This is a genomic window from [Clostridium] aminophilum (assembly GCF_900101295.1).
In the GTDB taxonomy this organism is placed as follows: domain Bacteria; phylum Bacillota; class Clostridia; order Lachnospirales; family Lachnospiraceae; genus Clostridium_R; species Clostridium_R aminophilum_A.
The window spans coordinates 114,332-130,094 of sequence record NZ_FOIL01000002.1 but is presented as its reverse complement, the minus strand read 5'-3'; the positions used below and the strand labels follow the sequence as shown (position 1 = coordinate 130,094).

General features: G+C 53.1%; 11 protein-coding genes. 9 read left to right on the top strand and 2 right to left on the bottom strand.

Features of this window, described 5'->3' with window-relative positions; genetic code table 11:
* The first annotated feature begins 6 nt into the window (after positions 1 to 6).
* Genes BMW41_RS01150 through BMW41_RS01135 form a run of 4 tightly spaced genes read left to right on the top strand, consistent with a single transcriptional unit; the run spans position 7 to position 4,328 of the window.
* Positions 7 to 1,302 carry a nitrogenase component 1 gene (locus BMW41_RS01150; protein WP_074648109.1) on the top strand — a complete coding sequence of 432 codons (1,296 nt, stop codon included), beginning with the start codon at positions 7 to 9 and terminating at the stop codon, positions 1,300 to 1,302.
* A gap of 44 nt (positions 1,303 to 1,346) precedes the next feature.
* The gene (locus BMW41_RS14255; protein ID WP_242870263.1) at positions 1,347 to 2,537 is read left to right on the top strand and encodes an ABC transporter substrate-binding protein; all 1,191 of its coding nucleotides are present in this window, start codon (positions 1,347 to 1,349) and stop codon (positions 2,535 to 2,537) included.
* A complete protein-coding gene (locus tag BMW41_RS14250; RefSeq protein ID WP_143050778.1) occupies positions 2,538 to 3,536 on the top strand; it encodes a FecCD family ABC transporter permease in 999 nt (332 codons plus the stop codon).
* 3 nt (positions 3,537 to 3,539) lie between these two features.
* Positions 3,540 to 4,328 (top strand): ABC transporter ATP-binding protein, encoded by a 789-nt coding sequence (locus BMW41_RS01135; protein ID WP_074648107.1) that lies wholly within the window; start codon positions 3,540 to 3,542, stop codon positions 4,326 to 4,328.
* A gap of 132 nt (positions 4,329 to 4,460) precedes the next feature.
* Here the strand turns inward: BMW41_RS01135 and BMW41_RS01130 are convergent, their stop codons facing one another.
* Positions 4,461 to 5,654, bottom strand: a complete 1,194-nt coding sequence (locus BMW41_RS01130; RefSeq protein WP_207646855.1) for a hypothetical protein — start codon at positions 5,652 to 5,654, stop codon at positions 4,461 to 4,463.
* Positions 5,655 to 5,931: 277 nt separating this feature from the next.
* On the opposite strand from BMW41_RS01130, the gene BMW41_RS01125 reads away from it, so the two are divergent.
* Positions 5,932 to 7,692: an NTP transferase domain-containing protein gene (locus tag BMW41_RS01125; protein WP_074648103.1), complete on the top strand. Its 1,761-nt coding sequence runs from the start codon at positions 5,932 to 5,934 to the stop codon at positions 7,690 to 7,692.
* Entirely contained in the window at positions 7,689 to 9,230 is a 1,542-nt protein-coding gene (locus BMW41_RS01120) for a BCCT family transporter (protein WP_074648101.1), read from the top strand. The genes BMW41_RS01125 and BMW41_RS01120 overlap by 4 nt, the downstream gene beginning before the upstream one ends.
* Positions 9,231 to 9,401: 171 nt before the next feature.
* On the opposite strand, the gene pyk is transcribed toward BMW41_RS01120, so the two are convergent.
* Complete coding sequence (gene pyk / locus BMW41_RS01115; RefSeq protein WP_074648099.1) at positions 9,402 to 10,853, bottom strand: pyruvate kinase; 1,452 nt, start codon at positions 10,851 to 10,853, stop codon at positions 9,402 to 9,404.
* A 452-nt stretch (positions 10,854 to 11,305) separates the two neighbouring features.
* Between pyk and BMW41_RS01110 the strand changes: the two genes are divergently transcribed.
* From BMW41_RS01110 to BMW41_RS01100, 3 genes are all read left to right on the top strand, one after another.
* Positions 11,306 to 13,540, top strand: a complete 2,235-nt coding sequence (locus tag BMW41_RS01110; RefSeq protein ID WP_074648097.1) for a PTS sugar transporter subunit IIABC — start codon at positions 11,306 to 11,308, stop codon at positions 13,538 to 13,540.
* A 252-nt stretch (positions 13,541 to 13,792) separates the two neighbouring features.
* Positions 13,793 to 14,647, top strand: coding sequence for a PRD domain-containing protein (locus BMW41_RS01105; protein ID WP_074648095.1), 855 nt, complete (start codon positions 13,793 to 13,795; stop codon positions 14,645 to 14,647).
* A 31-nt stretch (positions 14,648 to 14,678) separates the two neighbouring features.
* Positions 14,679 to 15,752 carry a protein-glutamate methylesterase/protein-glutamine glutaminase gene (locus BMW41_RS01100; RefSeq protein ID WP_074648093.1) on the top strand — a complete coding sequence of 358 codons (1,074 nt, stop codon included), beginning with the start codon at positions 14,679 to 14,681 and terminating at the stop codon, positions 15,750 to 15,752.
* The last annotated feature ends 11 nt before the right edge of the window (positions 15,753 to 15,763 follow it).

Below are 15,763 nucleotides of genomic sequence, written 5' to 3'. Positions count from 1 at the left end.
AATGGTTTGGAACAATTATGGATAACACTTCCGGCGCTGTCGCCGGATTATTCCGGCGTCTGCTCCGCTCTGTTTGATCTGGGCGGTATGAGCGTCATTCACGACGCGTCGGGATGCACGGGAAATTACACCGGATACGACGAGCCCAGATGGTTCGGGGCACGCTCGATGGTATTCTGCTCGGGACTTCGGGAGATCGACGCGGTTCTGGGAAGAGATGACAAACTGATCGATCACATCTTAAAGGCGTCCGAGTACACGAATCCGACCCTCTATGCGGTGATCGGGAGTCCGGTGCCGATGGTCATCGGCTCGGACATGAAGGGGATTGCCCGGGAGATTGAGAATTCCACCGGAAAGCCGGCGTTCGGCTTTTCCACCAACGGAATCGGCCTCTACAACAAAGGTGTTTCCGATGCGATGCTTGCGGTGATCCGTCGGTTTCTTGCTCCGACAGACGGGAAAACCGATCACGGAATCAATGTCATCGGAACGACGCCACTGGATTTTTCCGCGAATTCCAATGCGGAGGATCTCTACCGTGCATTGGAACAGGCCGGATTCCGCATCATCGGGAAACTGATGATGGGAGCGGATCTGGGCCAGATACGGGATCTCACAAAGGCGGAGGTCAATCTGGTTGTCACGGAATCCGGTCTGGATACGGCAAAGTATCTCTGTGAAAACTACGGGATTCCGTATGTGGCCGGAACAATCGCCGGATCGGATACGTCGGTTTTCGGGATGATCGAGGAGACGCGGAAGGACCGGAAGTGCAGAGTGCTCGGGAAAGACACCGGGCGGGATGATGCCGCGGAGACCGGAAATGCTGCGGGGCAAAATGACACCACGGGGACCGGAAATGCTGCGGGGCGAAACGATGCCGCGGGGACCGGAAATGTATCGGAACCGGATGCCATAGGGAACAACGGAGATGGCGGCGTCCTGATCGTGGGAGAGGAAATCCTCGGCAACAGCATCCGTCATGCCATTCACGCGGTTCATCCGGAAATACCGGTGACGGTGGCGACGATGACGGGACTCCGGAAGGAACTGGCGCAGGAGGGAGATCTTGATCTGAACAGTGAAGCGAAACTGATCGCTGCGCTGGAGTCCGGCCGATTCCAGATGCTGGTGGGAGATCCCCTTCTCGGCGATGTGAAGCCGGAAGATCTGCCCCTTGTCTCGATCCCGCATACCGCATTGTCCAGTAAACTCTATTGGAGCCGTGCGGTTCATTTTATCGGGGGAGAAATGGATGATATCGTCAAAAAGATCACGGATCTTTGGCGAATCAGATAAACAGCAACAAATCAGTTTCAGAAAAAGAGAGGAAAGAGGAGTCAATGAGAAAGGGTAGTTTAAAGAAAATGGCCGCTTCCCTGTGTGCGGCGGTTTTCCTTGCGGCAGCGGGCTGCGGCAGCGCAGCGCCTCAAAGCAGCGCGGCAGCCGGAACAGAGGCGGTGAGTGAAGCGTCTTCGGAAAAGGCGGAGACAAAGGCACAGGAGACCAAAGAGACTGCGGAGGACAAAGAGAACGGGAACGAGAGCCGGATTAACGAGGACGGAACCATCACCATCGTGGATCAGTTGGGAAAGACCATCGAGCTGGACGGGGTTCCGGACCGGGTGGCAACGACCATCATGCCCTTCCCGTACATTTTCTACGCGGTTGTGGGCAACAACGATAACCTGATCGGATGTAATCCGTCGTCCATTCTCGCCTACAATGACAGTGCGCTGAAGTATATGTATCCGGAACTGGCCAAGGCGGACACGAGCTTCGTGGATACCAGCTTTGTAGTCAATGTGGAGGAGCTGATCAAACTGAAGCCGGATGTCGTGTTCCAGTGGAATTACATGGATGACGAGATCAAGAAGATGGAGGATGCGGGCATCAAGGTCATCGCCCTCCAGTATGGTTCCGCAGAAGATCTGGAAACCTGGATCAAGATCATTTCCACCATGATGGGCAAGCCGGAGAGAGCGGAGGAACTGATCACCTATTTCCACAAGAGTGTTGGCGAAGTTGACCAGGCGCTGGCCGGCGTCGGAAAAGAGGATTACAGTAATGTCCTTCTCCTGTCCGACAAGCTGAAGGTGACCGGAAAAGGATTCTCCAACTACTGGCTGGAACACAGCAAAGCGGTCAGCCCGTCTTCCGATCTGACCGGTGAGGCGCTGAATGTCAACATGGAGCAGATCTACCAGTGGAATCCGGACATTATCTACATTGGCAACTTCACCTCGATTCAGCCGTCCGATCTTCTGGAGAATAAGATCGAGGGCGAGGACTGGTCTGCGGTCAGCGCGGTAAAGAGCGGAAACGTCTACAAGATTCCGATCGGTGGATACCGCTGGGATCCGCCGGGCGTGGAGACCCCGCTGATGGTGAAGTGGCTCGCGAAGATCCAGCATCCGGAGGAGATGAAAGCCATGGACATGAAGGACGAAGTAAAGAAGTTCTACAAGACGGTTTATCATTTCGATCTCACCGATGAGATGCTGGAAGAGATTTTAGGGGATACACAGAACTAAATGAAGAAGAAGGTACGTTTTACACTGCTGCTCTTAGCGGCAGCACTGGCGGCAATGTTTATTTTTTCCATCTGCATCGGGCGTTACGGCATCTCGCCTGCGGACGTGATAAAAGCGCTGACGTTTGATCCGAACCTGGATCCACTTGAAAAAAACGTGATCCTTCAGGTGAGACTTCCGAGAATTCTCATGAGCATGATCGTCGGAGCAGGCCTGGCCTGCTCCGGCGCATCGTATCAGTGCATCTTCGGAAATCCGCTTGTCAGCCCGGACATTCTGGGGGTATCGGCCGGAGCAGGTTTCGGCGCGGCGCTGGGAATCCTCCTTGCCGGCGGAAGTTTTCTGGTTCAGGGACAGGCACTTTTCATGGGACTGGCCGCGGTGGCTCTGGTTCTGGCCATCTCCCGGATCAACAAGAAGACCGAACTGTTCATGCTGGTTCTCTCCGGCGTGATCGTTGCCGCATTTTTTGAGGCGCTGATCTCGCTGGTAAAATACGTTGCTGATCCGCAGAACACGCTTCCAGCGATCACGGTCTGGCTGATGGGGAGTCTGGCATCGGTGTCTTACGAAAAGGTCCTGATCAGTTTTGCCACCATCGTTCCCTGCATGCTGATTCTGATGGCGCTGCGGTGGAAGATGAATCTCATGTCGCTGGAGGAGGAAGAGGCCATTTCCATGGGAGTTAATGTGGGAAAAGTACGGATGATCATTATCGTGGTCTCGACACTGATGACTGCGGTTTCGGTGTCGCTTTGCGGAATCATCGGATGGATCGGCCTCGTCATACCGCACATCGGCCGTTTTCTGGTGGGGGACGATCACCGGGGACTGATTCCCGCCTGCGTGCTGCTGGGTGCAGGATATCTTCTGATGATTGATTCGGCCGCGAGAACCATGACGGCCGCAGAACTTCCGCTGTCCATTCTGACGGCGATGGTTGGCGCGCCGTTTTTTGGCGTGATGCTTCGAAAAACCATGAAGAACGGAGGAATCTGAGGGATGAAACTGGAAGTGAGAGACGGATGCTTTGGATATGCCGGAAAACTGATTTTAAGGGATATCAATTTCGAGATCGGCGAGAAAACCATCATGACGGTTCTCGGGCCGAACGGCGTGGGAAAGACAACCATGCTGAAATGTATCATGGGTTTTCTGAAATGGGTCAGCGGTGAAAACTATCTCGACGGGAGACGGATTGCCTCCTATACGGACCGGGAATTCTGGAAGAAGACCAGCTATGTTCCGCAGGCAAAGCGGAGTGTTTTCTCGTACCGGTGCATCGACATGGTTGTGATGGGACTCAGCTCCAGACAGAATTTCTTTGAGGTTCCGTCGAAAGAAGACTACGAGAAAGCGGAGCATGTCATGGAAATGCTGGGGATTGCAGACCTGTCAGACAAATACTGCAATGCGCTCAGCGGCGGAGAACTGCAGATGGTCATGATCGCCAGGGCAATTATCTCCGATCCGGAGCTGGTGATTCTGGATGAGCCGGAATCCAATCTCGATATGAAGAATCAGCTCCGCGTCATTGACACGATCGTGAAGATCAAAGAGGAATTCGGAACAAGCTGTCTGATCAACACTCATTTCCCGGATCACGCCCTCGCGATCTCCGACACCACGCTGATGCTGGGAGCTTACAACCGGAAGCTCCTCGGAAAAACGAAGGAGGTTGTGACGGAAGACAATATCCGGCAGTTCTTCAGTGTCTGCTCCAAGATTGTCTCTCTCCGGATCAGCTCGGAAGAGTATCAGACGATCTTTCCGTATAAGGTGGCAAGATAAGATCATAGCCATGAAAAAGAGAGTGACTGTTTCATCACGCCGCGGAAAATGCGGAAGTCGTGATTCGGTCACTCTCTTTGGATATATCAATAAATATGGTTTTTTTATAGAAAGAGCCTGAAAACCGCTATACTATGCCTTCACATCCAGAGACCGGGAGGAGGAACCGCCGGTGGACGTTTGGCTTCCCGCCGCGCCGCCCATGCCGAACAGGCCGCTGATGCCGCCGGAAGCGCCGGCGCTGCTCCCTTTTTGGAGCGGAACGGGGTCAGCCCCGCGGTTCTCGGTCTTTAATTCCGGTGTCTCCTCTTTTTTATGTCTGGAGCGCCGGAGTTTTTGTGCCTCATAGGTATTTTGAGCTTCGTTCAGCGTCATGTTTTTCCGGTTTTCCGGTTTCATGGCGCTTTCCGGAATCTCGGAATTCACTGCAACTTTGGGATTCGCCGCAGGTTTGGAATTCGCTGTAGCTGCAGAATTCTCTGCAGATTCGATATTCTCTGCAATTTCGGCATTCTCCGAAGCTCCGGCATTCTCCGGTTCGGAGACGGCTTCTTCCTTAGACGGCGACATTCGATCCTGGATCTCCTCCATCTTCTCGGTGATGGATTTGAGCGCTTCTTCCATCTCGTATTCTTTTGCTTCTTTTTCATCGCGCTCGGCGATGTCTTTTTCAACCTCGGTAGGAAGTTTTTCGTAGGCGCCGGATTCCTGGAATTCCTGCATTTTCTCCGTGGCATTTTTGACTTTCCGGAGCTGCTTTCCCAATATGGCCAGTTTGTCCGCTTCGGAGATATGCGGATCGCTGGAGGTAGTCTTGGCGACAGACATTGCCTTGGCCGTCTCGTTCCAAATTACTTCCCGGGCTTCTTCCTTGGTCTCTGCATGTTTCAGCTTTTCTTCCACAAGCTTTGCCTCCGCCTCTTCTTCCATGAGCTGGCGGTAGAGAGCCGGGTTTTTCTCCTTGATATAATCCATCTCCTCCGGCGTGAGCTCATTTCCGTACATCACCTTGTTGGTGATGGCTTCCATTTTCTCATCACGATTAGCCTGCTGTTCCGAGAACTGATCCAGAAGGAGCTGATCATTTGCCTGCTTCTCTGCCAGTGCCATTCCTGCGGCGCTTTTATATTCCTTTTGCGGCTCTGTCACCGATGAACTCTGTTTCGAGAGGACATTGCCGCTGGTCTTTTTCTGCTCCCATTTCTGCTGCATTTTAAACTGCTTTGTGTAGTTGCCGATCTTGCCGTAGCGGGAGAGAGAACTGATATCCGGCATAAAGGCCTCCTTTCTGCTGAAATGATGTCGGATCGTGATCTTTATCCGCATCCTTATCCACCGGCTGGGAATTCCCTTTCCGTTTTCGGTGGTATTATGGACGCATTGTCGGGATCAAGGATTTCATAGGCATCCTGATCCCGGAATATGACATAACTATTCTTATCATCCAATATATCGTCGCGTACGACGGGATTATTATCATGCCGGCCGTGGAAAAACGCCGGATCTATTTGCGCTCCGCAGAAATTCTGTCATTTTTCTTACACCTCTTGCGTTCATGAAAAATAGAGTTATAATGTTCGTGAACATGAAAGGACGGTGGAACATGAACAAACAGGAATACGATGTATTGCTTGTTCTTCTGCAAAATCAGATTGCAAGTCAGCGGGAAATCGCTGCGAAAACCGGACATGCTCTCGGTGCGGTCAACAAATCTCTGAAGGCGCTGGAGCAGGACGGCTATGTAAAGGGGCTTAAGGTGACCGCAAAGGCGAAGAAGCTCCAGAAGGAACATGCCCCGAAGAATGCGGTCATTCTGGCGGCAGGGTTCGGTATGCGCATGGTTCCGATCAATCAGGAGACGCCGAAGGCGCTGCTGACCATCAACAAGGAGACCCTGATCGAGCGTCAGATCCGCCAGCTTCACGAAGCGGGCATTCGCGAGATCCACGTGGTTGTCGGCTTCATGAAGGAACAGTTTGATTATCTGATCGATCAGTACGGTGTGGATCTGATTGTGAATCCGAAGTACGCATCGCACAACAATCTGTCTTCTCTGGCGCTGGCGCTTCCGTATATCGGCAATACGTACATCATACCCTGCGATGTCTGGTGCGAACAGAATCCATTTGCCCGGTCGGAACTGTATTCCTGGTATATGGTGAGCGATCTGGTCGATGATGAGTCGGATGTGCGGATCAACCGGAAAAATGAACTCGTTCGCGTGAAAGCCGCTCCGGGCAATGCGATGATTGGAATTTCCTATCTGTGCGGAGATGCCGCGGAGACTGTCAAACGCCGGATTGAGGCGTTCAGCCGTGACCGTTCCTACGACGGATGTTTCTGGGAGGAAGCTCTCTATACGGATGACCGGATGATCGTCACGGCCCGTGAGGTTCAGGCATCCGCCGTCGCGGAGATCAACACCTACGAACAGCTCCGGGAGATCGATGAGGGTTCGGATCAGCTGAAATCGGACGCGCTGGAATGTGCCGCGGAGGTATTTCACTGTGACACGAAGGAGATTACCGGAATTGAAGTGCTGAAAAAGGGTATGACCAACCGTTCGTTTATGTTTGACTGTCGGGGGAATAAATACATCATGCGGATTCCGGGAGCCGGCACCGATCAGCTGATCAACCGGCGTCAGGAGGCGGACGTCTATCGCGCGATCCGCGGAAAAGGGCTCTGTGATGATCCGGTCTATATCAATGCGGAAAATGGTTACAAGATCACGAAGTATCTGAATGGCGTGCGGACGTGTGATCCGGAAAACCCGGATGATCTGGTGAAGGCGATCGCGAAGATGCGGGAGTTTCACGGGATGCAGATTTCGGTTGGTCACTCCTTCGATATCTTCGGGCAGATGGAATTCTATGAGCGCCTCCGGGAGGGAACGCCGTCCATGTACCGGGACTATGAAGCGGTGAAGGCCAATGTCCTGAAACTCCGGAAATACATTGACGCGCAGAAAAAAGACCAGTGCCTGACGCACATCGATGCGGTGCCGGATAATTTCCTGATCTGCCGGGATGAAAACGGGAAAGAGCAGATTCAGCTGACAGACTGGGAATATGCCGGAATGCAGGACCCGCATGTGGATATTGCCATGTGGTGCATTTATTCCCTCTATGACCGGGAACAGTCGGACCGGCTGATCGATCTCTATTTTGACGGTATGTGCCCGGCGGAGGTCCGGTGCAAGATCTACTGCTACATTGCATCCTGCGGTCTTCTCTGGAGCAACTGGTGTGAATACAAGGCAAAGCTCGGCGTGGAATTCGGTGAGTACAGTCTGCGTCAGTATCGCTATGCAAAGGATTTCTTCCGGTATGCGGAGGAAATGATGGAGGGAGGTTCCATATGAAGGATAAGGTAAGGAAAGGCGAAATAGACTGGTTCATCACCCTGGTTCCCATGGGCGTGATTCTCTTTCTGGCGGGACTGTTTTTTGTCTTTTCCGAGCAGTCCAATGCCGTGATCGGGCAGGTTCGCTTCTTTTTCGGAGATACGCTGGGCTCGTATTATCTGATCATCGGCCTCGGGATTTTCATCCTCTCGCTGTATCTGGCATTCAGCCGTTATGGCGATATTGTCTTAGGATCTCCGGATGAAAAACCGAAATACAGTTTCTTTGCATGGGGATCCATGATGTTTACCTGCGGTCTCGCGGCGGACATTTTGTTTTATTCGTTTTCGGAATGGGTCATGTATGCGACGAACCCGCATATTGCGGAACTCGGCAGCGTCATTGACTGGGCCGGCGTATTTCCGCTGTTTCACTGGAGCCTGATTCCGTGGGCATTTTATCTGGTTCTTGCGGTGGCATTCGGTTTTATGCTGCACGTCCGCAAACGGAACCGGCAGAAATATTCGGAGGCGTGCCGGCCGCTTCTCGGAAAGCACACCGAGGGCTGGGGCGGAAGAATCATCGATCTCCTTGCGGTATTTGCGCTGCTGGCCGGAACCGCGACGACTTTCTCCGTGGCAACGCCGCTGATGGCAACGGCGATCGGCGGTCTTCTCGGGATCGAGTTGGACCGTGTGTTAGTGACGATCGCGATTCTGGTCGTGACCTGTATCGTGTACACGTATTCGCTGCTTCACGGTATGCGGGGAATCTCCATTCTGGCCAATCTCTGCATGTATCTGTTCTTCGGACTTCTGGCGGCCGTTTTCCTGTTCGGCGGACAGACAAAGTTTATCCTCGAAGTCGGCGTTCAGTCGATGGGAAAAATGATGAATCATTTCATCGAATTATCGACGTTTACCGATCCGCTCCGGACTTCTAATTTCCCGCAGGACTGGACGATTTACTACTGGGCATACTGGATGGTGTGGTGTGTGGCATCCCCGTTCTTTATCGGTCAGATTTCCCGCGGACGCACGGTCCGTCAGACGATTCTGGGCGGTTATGTGTTCGGTGTCGGTTCAACACTGGTGAGCTTTATTGTTCTGGGAAATTATTCCATGGGGCTTCAGATGCGGGAGATGGCGGATTTCATCGCATATTACGAGCAGACCGGCGATCTGTACGGGATGATTATCGAGATGGTGCAGACGCTTCCGATGGCGAAACTGGCGCTGGTCTGGCTGCTCGCGACCATGATTGCCTTCTATGCGACGAGTTTTGACTCGATTGCGCTGATCGCCTCCTGCTACAGCTACCGGAGACTGGAAGAAGGGCAGCAGCCGCACAAACTGATCGAACTGATGTGGTGTATTCTTCTGATCGTACTGCCGGTGGCGCTTCTGTTCAGCGAGAGCTCCATGAGCAACATTCAGTCAGTCAGCATCATCGCCGCTTTTCCGATCGCGATGGTGATTCTGCTGATCATGGCAAGCTTTTTGAAAGACGCAAAGGCGTATCTGGAAGAAACGGGAAGAAAAAGGGAAAGCATGTAAAGAGCAATGAGAACAACGTTCGCAAGAGGACTTTGGCTTCCTCATCCTCGCGGAGTGTTTCCCATAACATAACACAGACCGCTTCACGGTCTGCCGGGATGGCAGATTGCGAAGCGGTCTGTGTTTTTGAGAATGCGAACGCCCTCGGAAGTGAGGGGACCCGCGGATGATTTATGCCTGCATGATGCGCATGATGTTGGTTGCGCTTGCCGGAGTGCTGTTCTTGTTTCTGGAGAGAACGCCGCTGGTGACAACGCAGATATCCCCTTCATTGATGAGCATGGTGTTTTTCAGCTCGTCCATGGAGATGTCGAGAAGTTCATCTGTGGTCTCGGCCCTGCGGGACCAGATCGGGGTGACGCCCCAGTACAGCATCATCTGACGGACAATGGACTGGCTCGGAGAGAGCGCAAGAATTTTCATCTTCGGACGGTACTTGGAGATGAGTCTTGCGGTCGAACCGGAGATGGTCGGCGTGATGATCGCCACCGCATTCAGTTCATTGGCAGCCGTGACGGAAGAGGCACAGATCGTGTTGGCAATGTTGCCGACAAGCTCGTCGCTGACATCACGGTTCATGTATTTGTCATAGTGAAGATATTTTTCTGCATTTTCCACGACATCCGCCATCATGCTGAGTGCCTCGAACGGGTACTTGCCTGCAGCGGTCTCACCGGAGAGCATTACCGCATCGGTTCCGTCATAGACGGCATTGGCCACATCGGTAACTTCTGCACGGGTCGGACGCGGGTTACGGATCATGGAATCCAGCATCTGTGTCGCGGTGATCACGACCTTTCCGGCTTCATTGCACTTGCGGATGATCTTCTTCTGGAGATGCGGGATGTACTGCGCTTCGATCTCGACGCCGAGGTCGCCTCTGGCAACCATGATTCCGTCGGCTTCCGCGATGATCTCGTCGAGATTGTCCAGACCTTCCTGATTCTCGATCTTTGCGATGATCAGCATGCTCGCGCCCGCTTCTTCGAGAAGGCCGCGGATCTGGCGGATGCAAGAAGCAGAGCGGACGAAGCTTGCCGCGATGATGTCAAAGCCTTCCTTAATACCGAATTTGATATCTTCAATATCTTTGTCAGTCAGATCCGGGAGATGAATGCTGACATTCGGGACATTCACGCCCTTGCGCTCTCCAAGCTCGCCTCCATTGACGATGGTGCAGCGGATGTCTGCGCCGTCGACGGAGATGACCCGGAGACCGATCAGGCCGTCATCGATCAGGATGGTATCGCCGGCCTTTACATCATCATTCAGACCGTTATAGTTGATGAAAACGCGCTCGGCGGTGCCGGTGCATTCCTCAGTTGTGAGAGTGATCTCTTTTCCTGCCTCCAGCAGGATTTTTTTGCCGTCTTTCAGAAGACCGGTGCGGATTTCCGGACCCTTGGTATCCAGAAGCGCCGCGATCGGACGGTTCGCCTCTTTGGCGGCTCTGCGCAGGAGATCAAGGCGGGCTGCCTGTTCCTGGTGTGTTCCGTGGGAGAAATTGAAGCGGGCTACATCCATGTTGCTGGCGCACATCTTGTACATCAGCTCGTAGTCGTCCTCATTCGGCCCCATCGTGCATACGATTTTGGTTCTCTTCATTGATTGTTTTTCCTCCATTGCCCGGCATCACACATACCATCGAAATTCCATCATCAGTCACAGCCGGGCCTCCGCATGCCGTGCGCGCTGCGCATCCCGCATGCATACACTATTATTACTCTATTATCAGCATGAAAAGTTATCATAAAAGAAATGGAAAGTCAAGATAAGTCAGGAACGTTCAGGAAAAATCATATTCTTTCGATTGACAGCAAAAAATGCCTATGATAATATCGTGTCAAACGAAAAAGACAGTATGTTACTCTAAGCAGGCATTCACTGATAAGAAGACGGTTCCCGGCGGGAGCCTGATTCGTGTCATGTGCATGTCTTTTTTTGTTGCAAAAGGCCGACAGGCGGCTGCCGTGCTTGCACGGGCAGACATCTGGCGGCCGCAAGAACATGGAGCACGAAGTGCGGAATGTTCGGTTGCAAAATGAGGGAACATACGGCGAAAAAGGGGAAAACAAATGAAAAACGAAGTGTTTGGCGTACTGCAGCGAGTCGGCAGAAGTTTTATGCTGCCGATTGCGGTTCTTCCGGTGGCGGGTCTTCTGCTCGGTCTCGGAAGTTCTTTTACCAATCCGACAACAATCGAAACCTACGGAATGGAAGCCCTGCTTGGCTCGGGAACCGTTCTGCACGCGCTCTTAATGATCATGAACGCGGTGGGCAGCGCGATCTTTGACAATCTTCCGCTGATCTTTGCCATCGGTGTTGCCATCGGCATGGCTAAGAAGGAAAAAGAGGTTGCGGCACTCTCGGCGATGCTGGCATATTTTGTCATGAACGTCTCCGTTCAGGCGATGCTGATGCTTTTCGGCAAAATCGATGAGGACGGAAATCTCGCCGCGGATGTGATGGAGGGAACCATCACCAGCATGTGCGGAATTCAGACGCTCCAGATGGGGGTGTTCGGCGGAGTGATCGTCGGTCTCGGCGTTGCGGCGCTGAACAACCGTTTCCACAAGATCGAGCTTCCCGGCGCGATCTCATTCTTCAGCGGATCCCGTTTTGTCCCGATCATTTCCACGGTTGTCTACATGCTGGTCGGCATTGGGATGTTCTTTGTATGGCCGACGGTTCAGAACGGAATCTCCGATCTGGGAATGCTGGTGGCAGGATCCGGTTACATCGGAACGCTCGTCTTTGGTATCGTGAAGAGAGCATTGATTCCTTTCGGACTTCACCACGTATTCTATATGCCATTCTGGCAGACCGGTGTCGGCGGCACCATGGACGTTGCCGGACACACGGTTCAGGGCGGACAGAACATTTTCTTCGCACAGCTTGCGGATTCCGCGAATATCGCGCATTTCAGCGCGGATGCATGCCGGTACTTCTCCGGTGAGTTCATTTTCATGATGTTCGGCCTTCCGGGGGCAGCTCTTGCCATGTATCGCTGCGCGAGACCGGAGAAGAGAAAACAGGTCGGAGGACTTCTGCTGTCCGCGACGCTGGCCAGCATCTTTACCGGAATCACCGAGCCAATCGAGTTTTCTTTCCTGTTTGCCGCACCGGTGCTTTTTGCGGTACAGGTTGTCCTTGCGGGAAGCTGCTACATGGTGGCTCATATGCTGAAGATTGCGGTCGGACTCACATTCTCCGGCGGTTTCCTGGATTTCCTTCTGTTCGGAATTCTTCAGGGAAATGCGAAAACCGGATGGATGCTGGTGCTCCCGGCCGGAGCAGTCTGCTTTGTGCTGTATTATTGCTCATTCTCATATCTGATCCGACGGTTTGATCTGAAGACTCCGGGCCGTGAACTGGATGCGAACACAAAACTCTACAGCAAGGCAGATTATCTGGCAAAGAAGGCCGGGCAGACGGCGTCAGACAAGACGTCTGCGGAAGATGATCCGGTGAGCCGCGTCCTTGTGAACGGCCTGGGCGGAAAATCCAATATCTCCGATGTCGACTGCTGTGCCACCCGTCTTCGCGTGACGGTAAAAGACAGCAGCCGGGTCTCCGATGAGATCCTGAAAGAGGCGGGGCCCTCCGGAATCGTACATCGGGGAAACGGCATTCAGATCGTTTTCGGCCCCCGCGTTACCGTGATCAAGGCGAATCTGGAAGATTATCTGGAGAAAATGCCGGACACCTGGTTTACGGGCGAATCGAATGCTGACAGGATGGCAGAGGGAGCAGGCGAAGCGTCCGCGAAACCGGAAAACGGGGCAAATGCGGCCGGAGCCGCAAATGATGCATCTGCCACGGCGGATTCCGCCGCGAAGCCGGCAAAGACCATCGTGATCGGAAGTCCGATTACCGGTCGGGCCGCAGATCTCTCCACCACACCGGATGAGGGGGTTGCAGGCGGAATGATGGGAGAGGGCGCAGCGCTCACCCCGACGGACGGCACGGTCTGCGCTCCGACGGACGGCACGGTCTCCTTCATCTTTGACACAAAGCATGCAGTGGGATTTACGACCGATTCCGGTATTGAAATGCTTTTTCATATCGGAATTGACACGGTGAAACTGAACGGGGAAGGCTTTGAGGTTCTGGTTCAGCAGGGGCAGGAACTGAAGAAGGGCGATCCGATCATGAAGCTGGATCTGGATTACCTGAAAGCGAATGCTCCGTCCATCGTTTCGCCGATTCTCTGCACGGATCTGGAAGATGATCAGAAGGTACGTCTTCTCGCGGAAGGCCCGGTGAAAGCCGGCGATGATCTGTTTGCAGTGGATATTTACGAAGCATAACAACCTCAGGAAGCGAACGTAGGCCACGGTTTCCCGCTTTTTTCGGGGGGCGAGGCAAAACTGTCTGCTGACCGGTATACGGAACGGAATGCTCTTTTGGTTTTCGGAAGAGCGTCCGTTCTTTTTTTGCGGGCAACGGGCGAATGCCGCTTTTAAACAAAAATGGGAGATTTGCCGGATTCTATGCTATGATAAGAAAGAATCCACCGGCCCCGGCCGGCGGAGGAAGTCAGAAAGACAGGAAGGCAGCTCATGTTCCGAATTCGAAAAGTATTGAATCATAATTCTGTGATTGCGCTGAACAGCGACGATCAGCAGATGTATCTTATCCTCGGAAAGGGAATCGGTTTTAACCGGAAGCCGACGGAGAGAATTGAAGCGCGGCCGGAAGATACGATGTATTCTCTGAAAGAGACATCGGAACGCGGAGAGGCTATGGCAATTGTGAAAGACGTTGCTCCCGAGTGTCTGGAGGTGGCAGACAGCATTCTCAACGCGGCGGAACAGGAGTTCGGCCGCATTGACCGTTCGATTCTTTTTCCGATGGCGGATCATATCGCGTTTGCGGTTCAACGCATGAAGAAAAAGGAGGAAATTCGCAATCCTCTGAACGCGGACATTCAGCTTCTGTTTCACAAGGAATACAAGGTGGCACAATGTGCATCCGCTCTTATTCATGAGGCTTTTCATGTCGATATTTCAAATGATGAGATCGGGTATATTGCGCTTCATGTGCATACGGCGATCGAAGACGAAAAAGTATCGGAAGCACTGAAAACGGCGGAGCTGGTCCGCTTCTGCATTTCCCTGATTGAGCAGGAGACCGGAAGACACATTGAAGTGATGTCACTCGGCTATAACCGGATGATGAATCACATCCGTTTTATGGTGCGGAGGATTCTGACGGACGAACCCATGAACCTGAATCTGAACCAGTACATGAAAGAAAACTATCCGGTGTCCTATGAGATCGCGCAGCGCATCTGCGATGAGCTTGGCCGTGGGATGAAACGGAGTTATCATAAGGCGGAGATTGGGTATCTTGCGATGCATATCGAGAGGGTTCTGGGCAATGATCCAGAGGGGACTTCTTCTGACAAACTGTAAATCCAGTCTGATATGAGAATTTGATGAGGTAATGAACGTGACCGAAGAGAAAAAAATCAGAGTATTTATTGTGGATGACTCGATGGTATTTCGCAGTTTCCTGACAAAGTGTATCGGTGACGACGATCGCTTCGAGGTTGTCGGAACGGCCGTGGACGCGTTTGATGCAGCCAATAAGATTCCGGCGGCAAAGCCGGATGTCGTCACATTGGACATTGAAATGCCAAGGATGAGTGGACTGGAATTTCTGGGACGTCTTCTTCCGGCGTTCCCGATCCCGGTTGTGCTGGTCTCCACACTGGACATGCGGGTGTTTGATGCACTGGCGGCCGGTGCGGTGGATTTTGTCCACAAGCCGGACAGCTATGAGGGTGATAACGTTACTTCTTTTGCTTTTAAGATAAAACTGAAAATTGTGGCGGCGTCCCGTGCCAAGGTTCACCTTCCGCTCCGGAAGGTGGCGGCTCCGTCTCTGGGCAAAAAGCCGGAGCCGGCCGAAGAAGACATCTCCGGTGCGGTGATCCGCAGCAATTCAAAGCGTGATCTGATCGCGATCGGAGCCTCTACGGGCGGAACCGAGGCGATCGTAGCGGTTGTCCGGAATCTGCCGGAGTCGACCCCCGGCATTGTCATCACCCAGCATATGCCGGCCGGTTTTACCGAAATGTTTGCGGAAAGACTGAACCGGATCTGCAAGATGGAGGTCCGCGAGGCGAAAAACGGTGACTTGGTCCGCCGGGGACTGATTCTGATTGCGCCGGGCGGTCTTCACATGAGGCTCTCCCGCCATGGTTCGGATTATACGGTCATCTGTGAAGAGGGAGAAAAGGTGCACAACGTGGCACCGTCGGTGGACGTTCTGTTTGACTCTGTTGCGGAAGTGGCCGGTGAAAAAGCGATCGGTGTGATTCTGACCGGTATGGGGTCGGACGGTGCCTCCGGTCTTCTGAAGATGCGGGACCGCGGAGCTTATACGATCGGGCAGGACAAGGAAACCTGCGTGGTATACGGAATGCCGATGGAAGCGGCAAAGTGCGGCGCGGTGCAGACCGTTGCCCCGCTGAACACCATTCCGGCACTGATTGTAAAAGAACTGAATTCCTGAGAACGGAATCA

Coding starts and splice junctions, on each gene's coding strand:
- BMW41_RS14255 (WP_242870263.1), top strand. CDS start 1,347: ATGAGAAAGGGTAGTTTAAAGAAAATGGCCGCTTCCCTGTGTGCGGCG.
- BMW41_RS14250 (WP_143050778.1), top strand. CDS start 2,538: ATGAAGAAGAAGGTACGTTTTACACTGCTGCTCTTAGCGGCAGCACTG.
- BMW41_RS01135 (WP_074648107.1), top strand. CDS start 3,540: ATGAAACTGGAAGTGAGAGACGGATGCTTTGGATATGCCGGAAAACTG.
- BMW41_RS01130 (WP_207646855.1), bottom strand. CDS start 5,654: ATGCGGATAAAGATCACGATCCGACATCATTTCAGCAGAAAGGAGGCC.
- BMW41_RS01125 (WP_074648103.1), top strand. CDS start 5,932: ATGAACAAACAGGAATACGATGTATTGCTTGTTCTTCTGCAAAATCAG.
- BMW41_RS01120 (WP_074648101.1), top strand. CDS start 7,689: ATGAAGGATAAGGTAAGGAAAGGCGAAATAGACTGGTTCATCACCCTG.
- pyk (WP_074648099.1), bottom strand. CDS start 10,853: ATGGAGGAAAAACAATCAATGAAGAGAACCAAAATCGTATGCACGATG.
- BMW41_RS01110 (WP_074648097.1), top strand. CDS start 11,306: ATGAAAAACGAAGTGTTTGGCGTACTGCAGCGAGTCGGCAGAAGTTTT.
- BMW41_RS01105 (WP_074648095.1), top strand. CDS start 13,793: ATGTTCCGAATTCGAAAAGTATTGAATCATAATTCTGTGATTGCGCTG.
- BMW41_RS01100 (WP_074648093.1), top strand. CDS start 14,679: ATGAACGTGACCGAAGAGAAAAAAATCAGAGTATTTATTGTGGATGAC.